12 protein-coding genes and 1 tRNA gene are annotated in these 15,103 nt (G+C 67.5%); 10 read left to right on the top strand and 3 right to left on the bottom strand.

The genetic code is table 11. The annotated features are described in order from the left end of the window. Positions 1-10: 10 nt before the first annotated feature. Positions 11-1,108: a LacI family DNA-binding transcriptional regulator gene (locus LO55_RS15610; protein ID WP_071362151.1), complete on the bottom strand. Its 1,098-nt coding sequence runs from the start codon at positions 1,106-1,108 to the stop codon at positions 11-13. A 288-nt stretch (positions 1,109-1,396) separates the two neighbouring features. Here LO55_RS15610 and LO55_RS15605 point away from each other — a divergent pair, with 288 nt between their 5' ends. Genes LO55_RS15605 through LO55_RS15595 form a run of 3 tightly spaced genes read left to right on the top strand, consistent with a single transcriptional unit; the run spans position 1,397 to position 5,128 of the window. Next, on the top strand, positions 1,397-2,884 hold the full coding sequence (locus LO55_RS15605) for an MFS transporter (protein ID WP_071362150.1): 1,488 nt from the start codon (positions 1,397-1,399) through the stop codon (positions 2,882-2,884). 31 nt (positions 2,885-2,915) lie between these two features. Next, positions 2,916-3,935, top strand: coding sequence for a glycoside hydrolase family 43 protein (locus LO55_RS15600; protein ID WP_071362149.1), 1,020 nt, complete (start codon positions 2,916-2,918; stop codon positions 3,933-3,935). A gap of 38 nt (positions 3,936-3,973) precedes the next feature. Next, positions 3,974-5,128 carry an endo-1,4-beta-xylanase gene (locus tag LO55_RS15595; RefSeq protein ID WP_071362148.1) on the top strand — a complete coding sequence of 385 codons (1,155 nt, stop codon included), beginning with the start codon at positions 3,974-3,976 and terminating at the stop codon, positions 5,126-5,128. A gap of 76 nt (positions 5,129-5,204) precedes the next feature. Here LO55_RS15595 and LO55_RS15590 read toward each other — a convergent pair whose 3' ends face one another. Then, complete coding sequence (locus LO55_RS15590; RefSeq protein WP_071362147.1) at positions 5,205-8,084, bottom strand: glycosyl hydrolase 115 family protein; 2,880 nt, start codon at positions 8,082-8,084, stop codon at positions 5,205-5,207. 189 nt (positions 8,085-8,273) lie between these two features. Between LO55_RS15590 and LO55_RS15585 the strand changes: the two genes are divergently transcribed. The 7 genes from LO55_RS15585 (at position 8,274) to LO55_RS15555 (ending at position 13,398) form a co-directional block, all read left to right on the top strand. Continuing rightward, positions 8,274-8,483 carry a hypothetical protein gene (locus LO55_RS15585; RefSeq protein WP_005666742.1) on the top strand — a complete coding sequence of 70 codons (210 nt, stop codon included), beginning with the start codon at positions 8,274-8,276 and terminating at the stop codon, positions 8,481-8,483. A 1-nt stretch (position 8,484) separates the two neighbouring features. Beyond that, on the top strand, positions 8,485-9,624 hold the full coding sequence (locus LO55_RS15580; protein ID WP_177185529.1) for a methyltransferase: 1,140 nt from the start codon (positions 8,485-8,487) through the stop codon (positions 9,622-9,624). Between the two features lie 68 nt (positions 9,625-9,692). Beyond that, positions 9,693-9,769 (top strand) — tRNA-Met (locus LO55_RS15575). A gap of 72 nt (positions 9,770-9,841) precedes the next feature. Continuing rightward, positions 9,842-10,099, top strand: coding sequence for a hypothetical protein (locus tag LO55_RS15570; RefSeq protein WP_005666738.1), 258 nt, complete (start codon positions 9,842-9,844; stop codon positions 10,097-10,099). 28 nt (positions 10,100-10,127) lie between these two features. Beyond that, positions 10,128-11,537: an ATP-dependent RNA helicase DbpA gene (gene dbpA / locus LO55_RS15565; protein ID WP_005666736.1), complete on the top strand. Its 1,410-nt coding sequence runs from the start codon at positions 10,128-10,130 to the stop codon at positions 11,535-11,537. Between the two features lie 134 nt (positions 11,538-11,671). Then, positions 11,672-12,910, top strand: coding sequence for a serine/threonine-protein kinase (locus LO55_RS15560; RefSeq protein WP_071362145.1), 1,239 nt, complete (start codon positions 11,672-11,674; stop codon positions 12,908-12,910). Further along, on the top strand, positions 12,907-13,398 hold the full coding sequence (locus LO55_RS15555) for a TssQ family T6SS-associated lipoprotein (RefSeq protein WP_071362144.1): 492 nt from the start codon (positions 12,907-12,909) through the stop codon (positions 13,396-13,398). The genes LO55_RS15560 and LO55_RS15555 overlap by 4 nt, the downstream gene beginning before the upstream one ends. Before the next feature lie 3 nt (positions 13,399-13,401). On the opposite strand, the gene LO55_RS15550 is transcribed toward LO55_RS15555, so the two are convergent. Further along, positions 13,402-15,000, bottom strand: coding sequence for an amidase (locus LO55_RS15550; RefSeq protein WP_071362143.1), 1,599 nt, complete (start codon positions 14,998-15,000; stop codon positions 13,402-13,404). Positions 15,001-15,103 lie beyond the last annotated feature (103 nt).

The raw sequence follows: 15,103 nt of genomic DNA, 5'->3' as shown, positions 1-15,103 counted from the left end.
GACGGAAGTTTCAGGCGACGATGCGCACCGGCGGCCGGATCCGCGGCGCCGCGTCGGACTGGCGCCGCACCAGCGTGAAATCGGTCTTGATGTGCTCGGGACCCGCGGCCAGGCCGGTGCGCTCGTTCGTCACGCGCCGGACGATGCATTCGATCGCCGCCTCTGCCATGTCCATGGTCGGCTGGCGCACGGTGGTGAGCGCCGGCCAGATCGTGGTCGACAGCGCGGTATCGTCGAAGCCGACCACCGTGATGTCGCCCGGCACGTCGAGCCCCAGGCGATGGGCTACCGCGACCGTGGCGGCGGCCATGTCGTCGTTGCTGGCGAAGATCGCCGTCGGCCGGTCGGGCAGCGCCAGCAGGATCTCGGCGGCGTCGAGCCCCGAGCGATAGTTGAACATCCCCTGCGCCACCAGCTCGGGCGCGGGGTCGGCGCCGAATTCCTCGATGGCGGCCTGGTAGCCTTGCAGCCGGGCGCTGCTCGCCGACTGGTAGGGATGTCCGCTGATGAAGCCGATCCGCTGGTGGCCCAGTTCGATCAGGTGGCGCGTCATTTCGTAGGCGGCCTGGCGATCGTCGATGCCGATCGCGCTGGCCCGCGCATCGGGCTGGCCGCAGGCGATCAGGGCCAGCGGAATGCCGGCGTCGACGATGCGCGCCACGATCTCGGCATTGTCGACCAGCGGCGGCGGCAGGATGATGCCGTCCATCTGGTTATCGATCAGGCGCTGGGTCTGCTCGGCGATCTGTTCGCCGTCGGCGCACTTCTCGACCAGCAGCTGGACGTTGTTCAGGCTGACCTTGTTCAGCAATCCCAGCAAGACCTCGGTGAGATAGGCGCCGCTGCGCACGCTCGGCATGCTGTACAGGAAGCCGATGCGGATCGGCCGCGATCCGGCCAACAGCCGCGCCTCGGGGTGCGGCGCGTAGTTCAGGGCCGCGGCGGCGGCCGTCACCTTCTTGCGCGTACTGGCCCGCACGGTCGCCTTGCCGCTCATGACCCGCGACACCGTCATCGGCGACACCCCGGCAAGCTTCGCCACGTCGGCCATATTGGGGCCGCGCTTGAGCTCCGCTGGATTGACGAGTCCGATCGTGGAATTAGGCATGCGGAGAATCCCTGGAAGACCTTGCGATGTTTGCGCGAACTTTAACGTCCTCATTCTAACACGCAGCGCCGTATTTACCGCCACTCCCAGGCTTATATCTGATATGCGGCCGGGCAATAAAGCGGTTGACGGGCGTTAGCATCTCATCCACAATCGAAAACAATGATTGCGCTAACTTTTTGCGAGGTTGACGTGATACATGCGTGGCCCGACCGTCATGAACGCGCTTGCCGCGTGCCTGACGGTTGAGGGCCGCAATTGCTTTTCAACATATAGATTGGCAAGACAATGACTACAATTATCAAGGCGCAGCCGACGCTGGAGACAACTGAAAAAATCGGCTATGCACTGGGCGATCTGGCGGCCAACCTGATCTTCCAGACCCTGCTCACCTTCCTCGCCTTCTTCTACACCGACGTCTATCAGATCTCACCCAACGCCGCGGCCAGCATCATCTTCATGGGCGGCCTGGTCGGCGCCTGCTTCAACCCGCTGATGGGCATCATCGCCGACCGCACTTCGACCCGCTGGGGCAAGTTCCGTCCCTGGATCCTGTGGACCTCGGTGCCGTTCGGCCTGGTGGCGATCCTCGCCTTCAGCACGCCCGACCTGGGCGAGCGCGGCAAGTACATCTACGCGCTGCTGACCTACATCCTCTTGATGCTGGTGTACTCGGCCAACAACCTGCCCTATTCGGCCCTGAGCGGCGTGCTGACCGGCAGCATGGCCGACCGCAACAGCCTGTCGTCGTATCGCTTCGTCGCGGTGCTGGTCGCGCAGCTGGTGATCCAGGTGCTGCTGCTGCCGCTGGTGCTGATCCTGGGCGCGGGCGACAAGGTGGCCGGCTTCCAGACCGTGATGATGTTCTTCGCGGTGGCCGGCACCGTCTGCTTCCTGATCACCTTCTTCACCACCCGCGAACGCATCGTGCCCGCGCCAAGCCAGCGCTCGAGCATCAGGCAGGACGTGGCCGACCTGCTGCGCAACCGCCCTTGGGTGGTGATGCTGGTGCTGACCATCCTGGTGTTCATCACCTTGTCGCTCAAGGGCGGCATGTACATCTTCTACTTCCGCAACTACCTGGAGGAGGCGGCGCTGGCGGCTTTTCTGAGCGACGTCGGCTTCCTGGGCTTCATCGACGGCCTCAACGCGGTACTCACCGGCATGGGCCTGACCGCCTTCCACTGGCCGGAAGACGCCGCCACCTCGGGCTTTTCCCTGTTCAACGCGGTCGGCATCATCCTGATGATCGTCGGGATCGGCTTCTCGAAGCCGCTGGCCGACCGCTTCGGTAAGCGCGACGTGTTCGGCGCCGCGCTGCTGCTGGCAGCGATCTTCCGCCTCAGCTACTACTGGATCGGCCCGGGCTCGATCGGCCTGGTGTTCGGCGCCCAGATCCTGTACGGCTTCTTCTACGGCATCACGATCCCATTGCTGTGGGCGATGATCGCCGACGTCGCCGACTACTCGGAATGGAAGAACAACCGCCGCGCCACCGCCCTGCTGTTCTCGGCCATGATCTTCGGCCTCAAGGCGGGCCTCTCCATCGGCGGAGCGCTGGTGGCGGCCCTGCTGTCGGCCTATGGCTACGACGCCGCCCTGGCCGTCCAGCCGGGCCAGGTGGCCGATGGCGTGCGCCTGTCGGTCAGCGTGTACGCCGCCATCCCCTTCCTGCTGGCCGTGTGCTGCCTCGCGGCCTACGACATCCGCAAAACCACCGAGCTGCAGATCGAGCGCGAACTCGGCGAACGCCGCGCACTCGCCGCCCAGCAATGATTTTCATCTGAACCCGAACCAGACCATAGCCATGCCTGAAATTATCGACAAAGACCGCGTGCAAGCCTTGACAGAGCGCGCCATTTCCCAGCCGCTGCTCGAGCACATCTACATCGCCGATCCGTCGGCCCACGTGTTCGACGGCCGCATCTACATCTACCCGTCGCACGACATCGAGGCCGGCGTGCCGTTCAACGACGACGGCGCCCATTTCGCGATGGAGGACTATCACGTCGTCTCGATGGACCACCCGGGCGCCGAAGCGGTCGACCACGGCGTGGCCCTGCACGTGCGCGACGTGCCATGGGCGGCGCGCCAGATGTGGGCGCCCGACTGCGCGCGCAAGGACGGCAAGTATTACCTGTACTTCCCGGCCAAGCGGCCCGACGGCATCTTCCAGATCGGCGTCGCGGTCAGCGACAGTCCTGTCGGCCCGTTCACGGCGCAACCGCAGCCGATCGCCGGCAGCTATTCGATCGACCCGGCCGTGTTCGGCGACGACGACGGCGAGTTCTATCTCTATTTCGGCGGCATCTGGGGCGGCCAGCTGCAGAAGTACCGCGACAACCTCTACAGCCCTGACCATGAAGAACCGGCGGCGCACGAGCCGGCCCTGCAGCCGCGCGTGGCGCGCCTGCGCGGCGACATGCTGGAGCTGAGCGAGGAGCCGCGCCCCGTGCGCATCCTCGACGCCGACGGCAAGGAGCTGCTGGCCGGCGACCACGATCGCCGCTTCTTCGAGGCCCCGTGGCTGCACAAGCACGACGGCAAGTACTACTTCTCTTATTCGACCGGCGACACCCACCTGCTGTGCTACGCAATCGGCGACAGCCCCTACGGCCCCTTCACCTATGCGGGCCAGATCATGACCCCGGTGATCGGCTGGACCACGCACCACTCGATCTGCGAGTTCGAAGGCCGCTCGTATCTCTTCTATCACGACAGCAGCCTTTCCGGCGGCGTCACCCACCTGCGTTCGGTGAAGGTGACCGAGCTGCATTACGACGACGACGGCAAGATCGTCACCATCTCGCCCTATCGCCAGGCGTGAGCGGATACCGACAAACACGATAAAGGAGACACCACCCGATGACATCGCGACGCGATACCCTGAAACTGCTTGGCACGGCGGCCGGCGCCATGCTCGCCCCCCACGTACTGGCCGCGCAGGACGCCGGCCCCGCCCTCAAGGACCTGGCCAAGGCCAAGGGCATGCGCTTCGGTAATGCCATGGGCATGCTGGAAGACCAGGACACCCGCAAGAGCTTCCGCGACCCGGCCTACCGCGCCCTGATGGCGCGCGAGTGCAATATGATCGTCGCCGAGAACGAGACCAAGTGGCAGGCCCTGCAGCCGAAACCAGGCCCCTATCAATGGGGACCGGCCGACGAGATGTTCGCCTGGGCGCGCAAGGAAGGCATGGCGGTGCGCGGCCACACCCTGATCTGGCAGGATCCGAAATGGCTGCCCGCCTGGGTGAATGCGCTGGAGCTGAAATCCAAGCCGGTCGGCCACGCCGAGGCGATCCTGCGCGAGCACATCAAGACCGTCTGCACGCACATGGGGCAGGACGTCATCAGCCACGACGTCGTCAACGAGGCGGTGTCGCCGAAGGACGGCAGCTTGATACAGAATGTGTTCACCAGGCGCATGGGCGCGGTCGAGCAGATCGAATTCGCCTTCCGCCAGGCCCACGAGCACGCGCCGAAGGCGCAGCTGGTGTACAACGACTTCATGGGCCCCGGCCTCGGCGACGACGCCAAGCACCGCGCCGGCGTGCTGAAACTGCTGGCGGAACTGAAAAAACGCGGCGCCCCGATCCACGCCCTCGGCCTGCAAAGCCATATCAGCGCGGGCGACGCCATGTCCGGCCCCGCCAACGCGGCGGTGCTGCGCGAATGGCGCAAGTTCCTGGACGAGGTCACCGGCATGGGGCTGGACCTCCTGATCACCGAGTTCGACGTCAACGACAAGGCCTTCCCGGCCGATGTCGCCAAGCGCGACGCGGCCACTGCGGCGCTGGCGCGCGACTATCTCGACGTGACCCTGAGCTATCCGACCTGCCGCGATTTCCTGTTGTGGGGCATGGCGGACCACGTGAACTGGCTGCAGGTCTGGGCCGACGCGAAGCGCCCGGACGGCCTGGCGCAGCGTCCGACGCCGTACGACAGCCAGTTGCGCGCCAAGCCGATGCGCGAGGCGATCGCCGCTTCGCTGCGCGCGATGCCGATGCGTAAAGCCTGATCCTCCGGTATCAGCACGTCAAAAAGGGCAGTCCGCGTCATGCGGACTGCCCTTTTCAGTTAACGCTTCCCGACTCTTACAGGCGCGGGCTTTGCTGCGGCCCCAGGTAGCTCGGCTTCAGTCCGCCCGCATCGAGCACCAGCTTCTGCACCACCAGGCCCGGATCGAGCGCCCAGAACTTCAGTACATGCTTGCCCGGCTTGGCCAGCTGGTGTTCCGTCGTGAACACCGCCGCCCCATCCGACACGATCTTTTCCCAGAATTTTTCCGACTCGTCCACATGCACATTGACGATCTGCGGCGCCTCGTCGTCGATCGACACGGCGTAGCGGAAACCGGCGCCCGGCTGGAACTTGAGGGTCGGCGCCAGCGTCACCTGCACTTCTACCCTCCCGCTGCTGACCGTGTTGACGTCGTACTCGAGACGCATGCCCTGCTTCACGTCCAGCGCCGCAGCGGTCACCGGCATCGTCGTCACCCCGGCGTCGGTGCGGCCATGGCCAGGAATCCTGAGCCAGCTGCGGCCCTCGGGCGCCAGCGCACGGGTGTAGTTGGCGGCCTCGATCGACACCACGCCATCGGTCTCGACAAAGCCCTTGGCGCCTTTGGGGATGTCTGCAAGGCGCAGCGGCACATTGACCAGCACGCGCGTATCGTTCGGCCCCGTAATCGTCAGCACGGCCGGCTGCGGCTTGGCCGGCACCTTGTCCCAGCGTACATCGACGGTCACGCGCTGCTCGCCCGTCACCTTGCCGCTCGCCTGGCTCACCACCACCCAGGGTTGATTGGATTCAATGCGGTATTCGAACGGCGCGCTGCCGCGGTTGAAGATGTCGAGGTAGTGCGATTTTCTGGCGTAGGGATCGAAGGTCGGCAAGTCCAGCGCCTTGAGGCCATAGGCGCCCCAGGCCTTGGCGCTGCCCTCGACCGCCACCGACATATTCGCGCCGGCCGGCACGTCGATGCGATGCACCGCCGGCAGCACATTGGCGCGCGGCTGTTCCCAGTTGACGTAGCCGAAGCGGGTCTGCGACATCAGGTGGTTCCACTTGCCGCCCTGGAGCGCATGGTACTGGCGCGCCAGTTCGACGTCGTTCTTGTACAACGCCTGCACGCGCTCGGCCATGTCGTTGGTGGTGGCGCGGAACTGGGTGGCGTAATGGTGATTGAGGCCGGCCGCCACGTACAGCTGGTTCATATTGCTGGACGCCGCGACCGGATATTGCACCAGCTGGAAGAAGGCGTCACGCTGCTCGGGGCGCAGCCTGGCCGCCACCTTGCTCGCGCGCTCGGCCAGCGCCGCGTAGTCGCGCGCGATGCGGCCGGCTTCGTCGTAGTGCAGCACGCTGTAGGTGCCCGGCTCGAGCTGCTCGGGCTTGCGGCGGCCATTGAAGCGGGTGTACCCCTCGACCAGCTCGGCGATTTCCACCGCGTGCTCGGCGCCGAACTCGCGCGTGGCCCACAGGCGCAGGTATTCCGGCAGGCGCTCGGCCGGCCAGGCCGCGGGATTCCAGGCATAGGTCAGGAAGAACTCGATCGGCACTTCCATGGGCTTGAGGTCGCCGACGTTGACGATCCACATGCGCTTGGCGTCATACTGCCAGGCCAGGTGCATCTGTTCCCAGATCTTCGGGATCGGCGTCACGTTCAGCCATTTATACGAGCGCGGGCCGCCCACGTAGTCGAAGTGGTAGTAGACGCCGGCCCCGCCCGGACGCGCGCGTTCCTCCGGCGTCGGCAGGCGGCGGATATTGGCCCAGTTGTCGTCGCACCAGAGCAGCAGCACGTCGTCCGGCACGCGCATGCCCTTCTCGTAATAGCCCTGCACTTCCTTGTACAGCGCCCACACCTGCGGCACCTCGCTTGCCGGCTTGCCGGTATCCTGCTCGATCAGCGCGCGCTGGTCGCGCACGATCTTCTGCAGCAGGTCGACGTTGTCTTCCTCGGACATCGGCTCGTCGCCGTCGCCGCGCATGCCCAGCGTGATCACGCGGTCCTGGCCGTGCGAGTTGCGCAGGCCCTGCTTCCAGAACGCCTGCAGCACATCGGCGTTCTTGCCGTAGTCCCACGGCCCCTTGCCGAAGCGGGCCCACTCGTCGTGCGCGCGCATCATCGGCTCATGGTGCGAGGTGCCCATGATGATGCCCATCTCGTGGGCCAGGCGGCCGTTTTCCGGATCGTCGGCATAGAAGGCCGTGGGCGGCCACATCGCCGGCCACAGGTAGTTGCCGCGCATGCGCAGGATCAGCTCGAACACCTTCTCATAAAAGCGGTGGTTGAAGCCGCCGTATTTTTCCTTGGCCCAGTTGGTCAGCGCGGGCGCCTCGTCGTTCAGGAAGATGCCGCGGTACTGCACCACGGGAGCGTCGCTCACCTTGGTGCCCTGCGCAACGGACAGCGTCGCCCGGCGCGCCGGAACCACGTCGGCCCACCACTTCCACGGCGAGACGCCGATCTGCTCCGACAGGGTGTAGACGCCGAAGATGGCGCCGCGCCGGTCGCTGCCGGCCACCACCAGCGCGCGCGCCACGCCCGGCATCGGGTTGGCGACGGCCTGGATCAGGAAACCCTCCCATTTGCCGCGGATGGCGGCGGCGTCGATCTTGCCCTCGGCGGCGAGGCGGTCGACCAGGGCGCTTTGGCCGAGGGTGCCGACGATGACCACGTTATCTAGCGCGCTGCCGGGATTGTTAGTGAGGACGGGTTTGGCGCCGGACACCAGCGCGATATCGCCCTGCAGGTCGGCGACGGCGCGCCGTACGCCCGCATCGTCGTTGGGATCGACCAGCAAGGGCGCGGCGCGGCCCTGGTCCGCCAGCACCACGGCTTGTGCGTTCGCGTCGAAGCGGACGAACTGGCGCTCGCCCAGCGCCCAGGCCGAGGGCGCGGCCAGCACCGCGCATAGTGCCGTCAGTGGCGCGAGGACGCGCCTGAACAGCTTCATTGTCAGTGTCATGAGCTAACCTTGTCTCCAGTTTATTATGTGCATCGCGGTTTGTAATAACAATTTATAACATTCAGTGTTAGCGCGATCATTCGAGTATAGGTTTGGCGATTCTTTCTTGTCAATTCCCGCCTCGCCACCGGGGACGGCCTGGCGACGGGTGTAAAATGCCGCTCTTTTCATTCACACCGTCATCCAACCATGAAGCCCGCCCGCATCCTGACCTTCAAGTGCGCCAAGTGCACTAAGCCGGTCAAAGTCTTCCTTCAGAAAGTGTCCGCCTGCTCGCACATCCAGCCCTACCAGGGCATCTGCGACTGCGGCGAAGTCAAGCGCCACGCGACCGGCAGCCCGGACGCGGTGAAGTCCTACCTGGAATCGACCGACGGCAACTGGCACCACCATCACTGATATGACGACGCGCATCGAATGGATGGAAGGCGGCGAGACGCGCTCGGCGCTGTGGCGCTCCGAGAGCGGCTGGCCGGCGCCCAGGAAGGTGGTGCCGGCCGACGACACCATGAGCGCCGACGCCGCCTACCGCCTCGCGCTGGACGGCACCGCCCTGCTCTGGCGCGGCGACTTCCAGAATGCGCGCCAGCTGCTGCAGGCGCTGGTGCGCCGCATCGAGCACAAGGGCGAACGCGGCCGCCGCGCCAAGCCCAGGGCGCCGGCCACGCCGACGGAAGCCTTCCACCGCCACCGCCTGAGCCAGCTCCAGCGCGCGCGCACATTGGCGATGCTGTTGATCCCGTTCGAGGCCGACCACGGCATCCCGCTCCGGCGCGCGCCGGATGCGCGCCTGGCCTGCCTGGAAGCCTATGGCCAATCGCCTGAACCATATATTGCGTCGCTGCGCGAACTGCTGGGCGTGATCGGCGCCCACGAGTGGCGCCGCAAGGGCGTCATGATTCCCGCGCTCGACGACCGCATCCACCCCTGGTATGGCGTGTTTTCGCCGGTGCGCGGCGAATACGTCGAGCTGGTGGCGCAGGCGCCGCTGCCTGCTGGCGCGAAAACGGCGTTCGACATCGGCGCCGGCACCGGCGTGCTGTCCGCCGTGCTGGCGCGGCGCGGCCTGCGGGTGGTCGCCACCGACATGGACGCGCGCGCCCTCGGCTGCGCGCGCGAGAACGTCGCGCGGCTGGGCCTGGCCACGCAGGTCGAGGTGGTCCAGGCCGACCTGTTCCCGCAAGGCCGCGCGCCGCTGGTGGTCTGCAATCCGCCCTGGCTGCCCGGCAAGCCGAGTTCGGCGATCGAATACGCGATCTACGATCCGGACAGCCGCATGCTGCGCGGCTTCCTGGGCGGACTGAACGCGCACCTGGAACCCGGCGGCGAAGGCTGGCTGATCATGTCGGATTTCGCCGAACACCTGGGCCTGCGCAGCCGCGAGCAACTGCTGGGCTGGATCGCGGACGCGGGGCTGGAAGTCGCGGCGCGCCACGATACGCGCCCGGTGCACGCGCGTGCAAACGATCCGGATGATCCGCTGCATGCGGCGCGATCGAAGGAAGTCACGTCGCTGTGGCGCCTGCGCAGCGCCGGCTGAGCTGCGGGGCCGTTTGGCAGACCCGCATTGCAAATACCGGTTGAAGGCGCTATACTATCGTTCTCAGACGCGGGGTGGAGCAGTCTGGCAGCTCGTCGGGCTCATAACCCGAAGGTCACAGGTTCAAATCCTGTCCCCGCAACCAAATTCAATACGAAGCCCGACTCAACGAGCCGGGCTTTTGTTTTCTGCGGCAGAAAAATGCAGAGGGCAGAGGATGAGAGACAAGAAAGACAACGCAACGTTCGACCTGCCCGGCTTCGAGCCGGCCGCGCCGCTCGTTCCGCTGGCTGGCTCCAATCCCGAGCAACAATCGACGCCCAAACGCACCGGTCCTCGTCCGCGCCGCATCGCGCTCAAGCAAGAGCAGCTTCACCTGCTCGAAGAAACCGACACCACCGGCCTGCCCGTCTGGAAGCGCGACGACAAACTCGACCTGACCGGCCTGCCGGTCTGGGCGCCCGATCCCGAATAGCCCGGCCCTGCCGGCTGGAGGCTTAGCCATGCAATCCGACTCGTTCACCTCGCTGTCCCTCGAACCGCGTTTCCTCGCCAACCTGGCCACACTCGGCTACCACCACATGACGCAAGTGCAGGCCGAGACCCTGCCGTCGGTGCTGGCGGGACGCGACCTGATCGCCCAGGCCAAGACCGGCAGCGGCAAGACCGCGGCCTTCGGCATCGGCATCCTGAACAAGCTCAATCCGGCCTGGTTCGCGGTGCAGGGCCTGGTGCTGTGCCCGACGCGCGAACTGGCCGACCAGGTCGCGGGCGAATTGCGGCGCCTGGCGCGCGGCGTCGGCAACGTCAAGATCCTGACCCTGACCGGCGGCGTGTCGATGCGTCCGCAGATCGCCTCGCTCGAGCATGGCGCCCACATCGTGGTCGGCACCCCGGGCCGCATCCGCGACCACCTCGGCCGCGCCACGCTCGACCTGTCGAAGGTGCAGACCCTGGTGCTCGACGAAGCCGACCGCATGACCGACATGGGTTTCTATGACGAGATCGCGGGCATCGTCTCGGCCACGCCGGTCCATCGCCAGACCCTGCTGTTCTCGGCCACCTACCCGGACGACATCCGCTTCGCCACCGCCGGTTTTCTGCGCGATCCGCTCGAAGTGAAGGTCGAGGGCCAGCACAGCCTGGAGGCGATCGACCAGCGCTTCTACGAAATCGGCTTCGAAGGCCGCGAGGAGGCGGTCGGCCGCCTGCTCAAGGCGCAGCGCCCGGTGTCGGCCCTCGCCTTCTGCAATACCAAGGCGCGCTGCCGCGAACTGGCCGACAGCCTCCAGGCCCAGGGCTTCTCGGCGCTGGCGCTGTACGGCGAACTGGAACAGCAGGAACGCGACGAGATCCTGGTGCTGTTCAGTAACCGCAGCTGCTCGGTGCTGGTCGCCACCGACGTCGCCGCGCGCGGCCTCGACATCGCCGACCTCGACACCGTGATCAACGTCGACGTCTCGCGCGACCCCGAGGTCCACGTGCACCGGGTCGGCCGCACCGGCCGCGCCGGGGCGAGCGGCATGGCGCACACGCTGGTGGCGCCGAACGAAAAGAAATGGGTGCGCCTGATCGAGGAGTATCAACACCAGGAAGCGATCTGGGAAAGCCTCGACGCCCTGGGCGAACACCAGGAACCGGCCGCGCCGGCGCCGATGGTCACGCTGTGCGTGGCCGGCGGCAAGAAGGCCAAGCTGCGCCCGGGCGACCTGCTGGGCGCTCTCACGGGCGACGCCGGCCTGACGCGCGAACAGGTCGGCAAGATCAGCATCGGCGAGTTCAGCAGCTATGTGGCGCTGGAACGCAGCGTGGCGGCGGCCGCGGTCGCGCGCCTGGGCGAAGGCGCCGCGCCCGGCCCCGGCTTCGGCGCCATCAAGGGGCGCTGGTTCAAGATGCGCTTCGTGGAAGTCTGAAGCGCCGCCCCGCGCCTGCATTTGTAACTGGCGCGCACGGTTGAGCGGGGCAGCGCCATTCCCGGCGCAAATCTGGCATCATTTGCAACAAATAAACATTCACCGGACGCCGTTCCAGCGTCCGCCACGATGCCATGATGAGTCCCGACACCGCAGCACAGCAACTCGACGGCCGTACCGTCCGCGAAATCGTCGAGCACAATCACGAGATGGTCAGCGAAGCCTGGTGCCGCCGTATCGTGCGCCAGGTGCTGCAATCGCTCGAGGTGCAATACGGCATGCGCATGCCGCACCGCGTGATCACGCCCGACACCCTGCTCATCCTCGATTCGGGCGATCCCATGCTGTTGCCCAGCTCGGACGAAGAACCGGATCCCGATGCGCTGCCCGAGATCGAGGCGCGCGACGTGCACGACCTGGCGGCCGTGGTCCACTACGCCGTCACGCTCGACCTCGCGCCCACCACGCCGCTGCGCGGCCGCCCGCTCGGCGAGTACAGCGAGTCCTTCATCGAGGCCATCGACCGCTGCCTGGCGCCCGACCCGGCCGCGCGGCCGCGCACCATCGAACAGATGCGCGAACTGCTGGGCATCGTGGTGCTCGCGCCACCGCCGCCACCACCGTTCGACGACGCCGCGCCGCTGCCGCCCGGTGAAGACGAGGCCGCGCCGGCGCCGCCGGCAGCGCCTGCCTTGGAGCCCGCCGTGGAGCAAACCATCGCGCCCGCGCCCTCTTTCGTGCCACCTCCTGCGCCACCGCCTGCGCCGGTCCATGTGCCCCGGACCCGCTCCGCGCCCGATCCGGCCGCGTCCCCTGCCGCCACCCAGCGCCCGCGGCGCTGGCTGCTCATCGGCATCGTCGCGCTGGTCGTCGTCGGGGCCGTGCTCGCCCTGTTCGCGCTGCTGCGCCAGGCCGATTCCAGCGATGCGCTGGCCCTGTCCGTGCCGCCCGCCCTCGAAGACCCCCACAACGCTTCCGAGGCGCCGCTGGTGACGCTGCCGCCTGCGCCCGAGGCCCGGCTGGAAGGCCCGGTGATCGACGAAACGGCGTCCGGCGCGCCGCTCGCCCCGCCGCCCGCGCCCGACGCGGCGGTGCCGCCCACCGCGGTCCAGCTGGCGCCCAAGGGCACGCCGCCCGAGGCGGCGGTCGCCGGCACCACGTATACCCTGGCGGTCAAGCCCTGGGGCACGATCGTCGTCGACGACGTCGAGCGCGGCGCCAGCCCGCCGCTCAGGCGCATCACGCTGCCGCCGGGCGAGCATACGATCCGCATCGTCAACCCGAGCTTCCCGGAACACACCGTCACCGTGCACTCGGTGGAAGGCCAGGCGGGCACGATCGAACTTGATTTCACCGAGGAGAGAGCACAGTGAGCATCGTCACCATGAGCCGGACCGCCGCGCTGGCCGCGCTGGCGCTGACCGCAGCCACGTTGGCGGGCTGCGCCCAGCTCGGCCCCATGTTCGGCGGCCAGGAGAAAGCACGGCCGCATCCCCGCGCTGACGGGGGCAAGCCGCGCGCCCAGCGCGCGCAGCAGGCGAACCGGCCCGCCACGCCGGCGTCCAGGCGCGACGACGTCGCGCTGCGCGAAGGCATCGCCATGTATGACAAGGGCGACTACGACGGCGCGATCCGGCGCCTGAACGGCGGCGACATGAACGGCGCCGGCCAGCGCGAGCGGCTGACCGCCCTCAAATACACCGCCTTCAGCTATTGCGTGACGGGCCGCCAGGCGCTGTGCCGCCAGACGTTCGACCGCGCCTTCAGGCTCGACCCATCCTTCGATCTCGGTCCCGGCGAGCATGGGCACCCGCAATGGGGCCCCGTGTTCGCGCAGGCGCAGCAGGCGGCCAGGCGCTAAGCGCTACACCCTGATGTGCGCCGCATAGGTCGGCGCGCGACGGCGCCGGCCGGCCTGTTCGTAGGCATAGGCCATGGCGATCAGCGCCGGCTCGCTCCAGGCCTTGCCGACGAAGGACAGGCCGACCGGCAGCCCGTGCAGCAGGCCGGCCGGCACCGTGACGTGCGGATAGCCGGCCACCGCCGCCGGCGACGAAAAGCTGGCGCCGTAATGGTCGCCGTTGATGTAGTCGGTGAGCCAGGCCGGTCCGCCGGTCGGGGCCACCAGGGCGTCGAGCTTGCGGTCGCGCAGCACCTGCTCCAGTCCCTTGTCGCGCGCATAGCGCCGGTTGTTGGCCAGCGCCTTCACGTAGTCGCGCGCCTCCAGGCCGCCCTTCGACTGGGCCGCGATCAGGTGTTCCTGGCCGAAATGCGGCATCTCGCGCCTGGCGTTGCGCAGGTTGAACTCGATGATGTCGGCCATGGTCTTGACCGGCGCGTGCGGCGCATAGGCCGCCAGCCAGGCCTCGAGGTCGGGCCGGAACTCGTGCAGCAGCACCGTCAGCTCGGTCTCGCCGTACTTGTCGCTGTTGGGGATCGTGACGTCTTCCAGGATCGCGCCCTGCTCGCGCAGCAGGCTCAGCTCTTTCTCGATCAGCGCGTTCACGCCGTCGTTGGCGCCGAAGAAGTCGCGCGCCACGCCCAGGCGCTTGCCGCGCAGGCCGTCCTTGCGCAGGAAGCTCGCATAGTTGACGCGCGGCGCCTTGGCGGTGACGCCGTCCTGCGGATCGGGACCGGCCAGCGCGCCCAGCAGGAAGGCGGCGTCGGCCACGCTGCGCGTCATCGGGCCGGCCGTGTCCTGCGAGTGCGCGATCGGGATGATGCCGGCGCGGCTGACCAGGCCCAGCGTCGGCTTGATGCCGACGATGCCGCAGCTGGAACTGGGCGAGACGATCGAGCCGTCGGTCTCGGTGCCCACCGCCAGCGTGGCCAGGCTGGCCGCCATCGCCGCCGCCGAGCCGGAACTGGAACCGCTGGTGTTGCGGTCGAGCGCATACGGGTTGCGGGTCTGGCCGCCGCGCGCGCTCCAGCCGCTGGTCGAGCGCACCGAGCGCATGTTCGCCCATTCCGACAGATTGGTCTTGCCGAGGATGACGGCGCCGGCAGTGCGCAGCCGCGCGACCAGGTGGGCGTCGCGTACGGCGCGCACGCCGTCCAGCGCCAGCGATCCGGCGGTGGTGCTCATCTTGTCGCCGGTGGCGATGTTGTCCTTCAAGAGCACCGGGATGCCGTGCAGCGGGCCGCGCAGCTTGCCGGCCTTGCGCTCACGGTCGCGCTCGCGGGCGATGGCGAGGGCGTCGGGGTTCAGCTCGATCACCGAACGCAGGCGCGGACCGGCGCGGTCGACGGCCTCGATACGCGCCAGGTAACGCGTGGCGAGGCCGTGCGCCGTCAGCTTGCCGGCGCGCATGGCCTGCTGCTGGCGCTGCACGCCGGCTTCGAGCATCGGATCGGGTGCGAATTTTGACGCGGGCGGCTTTTGCGCGGGCGCCGCCAGTGTCACGCCAGATGTTCCCGCCGCCGCGGCCGCCAAACCCAGTCGTACAAAATCCCTGCGCTCCATGCCCCGCCACTCCATGTATAACAAAGCAATAGCATAGCAGCATGATGGTCGGGTTCGTAGCGGTTGTGTGATACGCAGAACCACTTACAGCCTAGACGATCAT

The organism is Massilia timonae (assembly GCF_001866515.1).
Lineage (GTDB): Bacteria > Pseudomonadota > Gammaproteobacteria > Burkholderiales > Burkholderiaceae_D > Telluria > Telluria timonae.
Note: the sequence above shows the minus strand (reverse complement) of the source record. Positions and strands in the feature narration are given on the sequence as shown.

Bases quoted from the DNA above. Each gene is read 5' to 3' on its own strand.
- LO55_RS15610 (WP_071362151.1), bottom strand. From the start codon at position 1,108: ATGCCTAATTCCACGATCGGACTCGTCAATCCAGCGGAGCTCAAGCGC.
- LO55_RS15605 (WP_071362150.1), top strand. From the start codon at position 1,397: ATGACTACAATTATCAAGGCGCAGCCGACGCTGGAGACAACTGAAAAA.
- LO55_RS15600 (WP_071362149.1), top strand. From the start codon at position 2,916: ATGCCTGAAATTATCGACAAAGACCGCGTGCAAGCCTTGACAGAGCGC.
- LO55_RS15595 (WP_071362148.1), top strand. From the start codon at position 3,974: ATGACATCGCGACGCGATACCCTGAAACTGCTTGGCACGGCGGCCGGC.
- LO55_RS15590 (WP_071362147.1), bottom strand. From the start codon at position 8,084: ATGACACTGACAATGAAGCTGTTCAGGCGCGTCCTCGCGCCACTGACG.
- LO55_RS15585 (WP_005666742.1), top strand. From the start codon at position 8,274: ATGAAGCCCGCCCGCATCCTGACCTTCAAGTGCGCCAAGTGCACTAAG.
- LO55_RS15580 (WP_177185529.1), top strand. From the start codon at position 8,485: ATGACGACGCGCATCGAATGGATGGAAGGCGGCGAGACGCGCTCGGCG.
- LO55_RS15570 (WP_005666738.1), top strand. From the start codon at position 9,842: ATGAGAGACAAGAAAGACAACGCAACGTTCGACCTGCCCGGCTTCGAG.
- dbpA (WP_005666736.1), top strand. From the start codon at position 10,128: ATGCAATCCGACTCGTTCACCTCGCTGTCCCTCGAACCGCGTTTCCTC.
- LO55_RS15560 (WP_071362145.1), top strand. From the start codon at position 11,672: ATGATGAGTCCCGACACCGCAGCACAGCAACTCGACGGCCGTACCGTC.
- LO55_RS15550 (WP_071362143.1), bottom strand. From the start codon at position 15,000: ATGGAGCGCAGGGATTTTGTACGACTGGGTTTGGCGGCCGCGGCGGCG.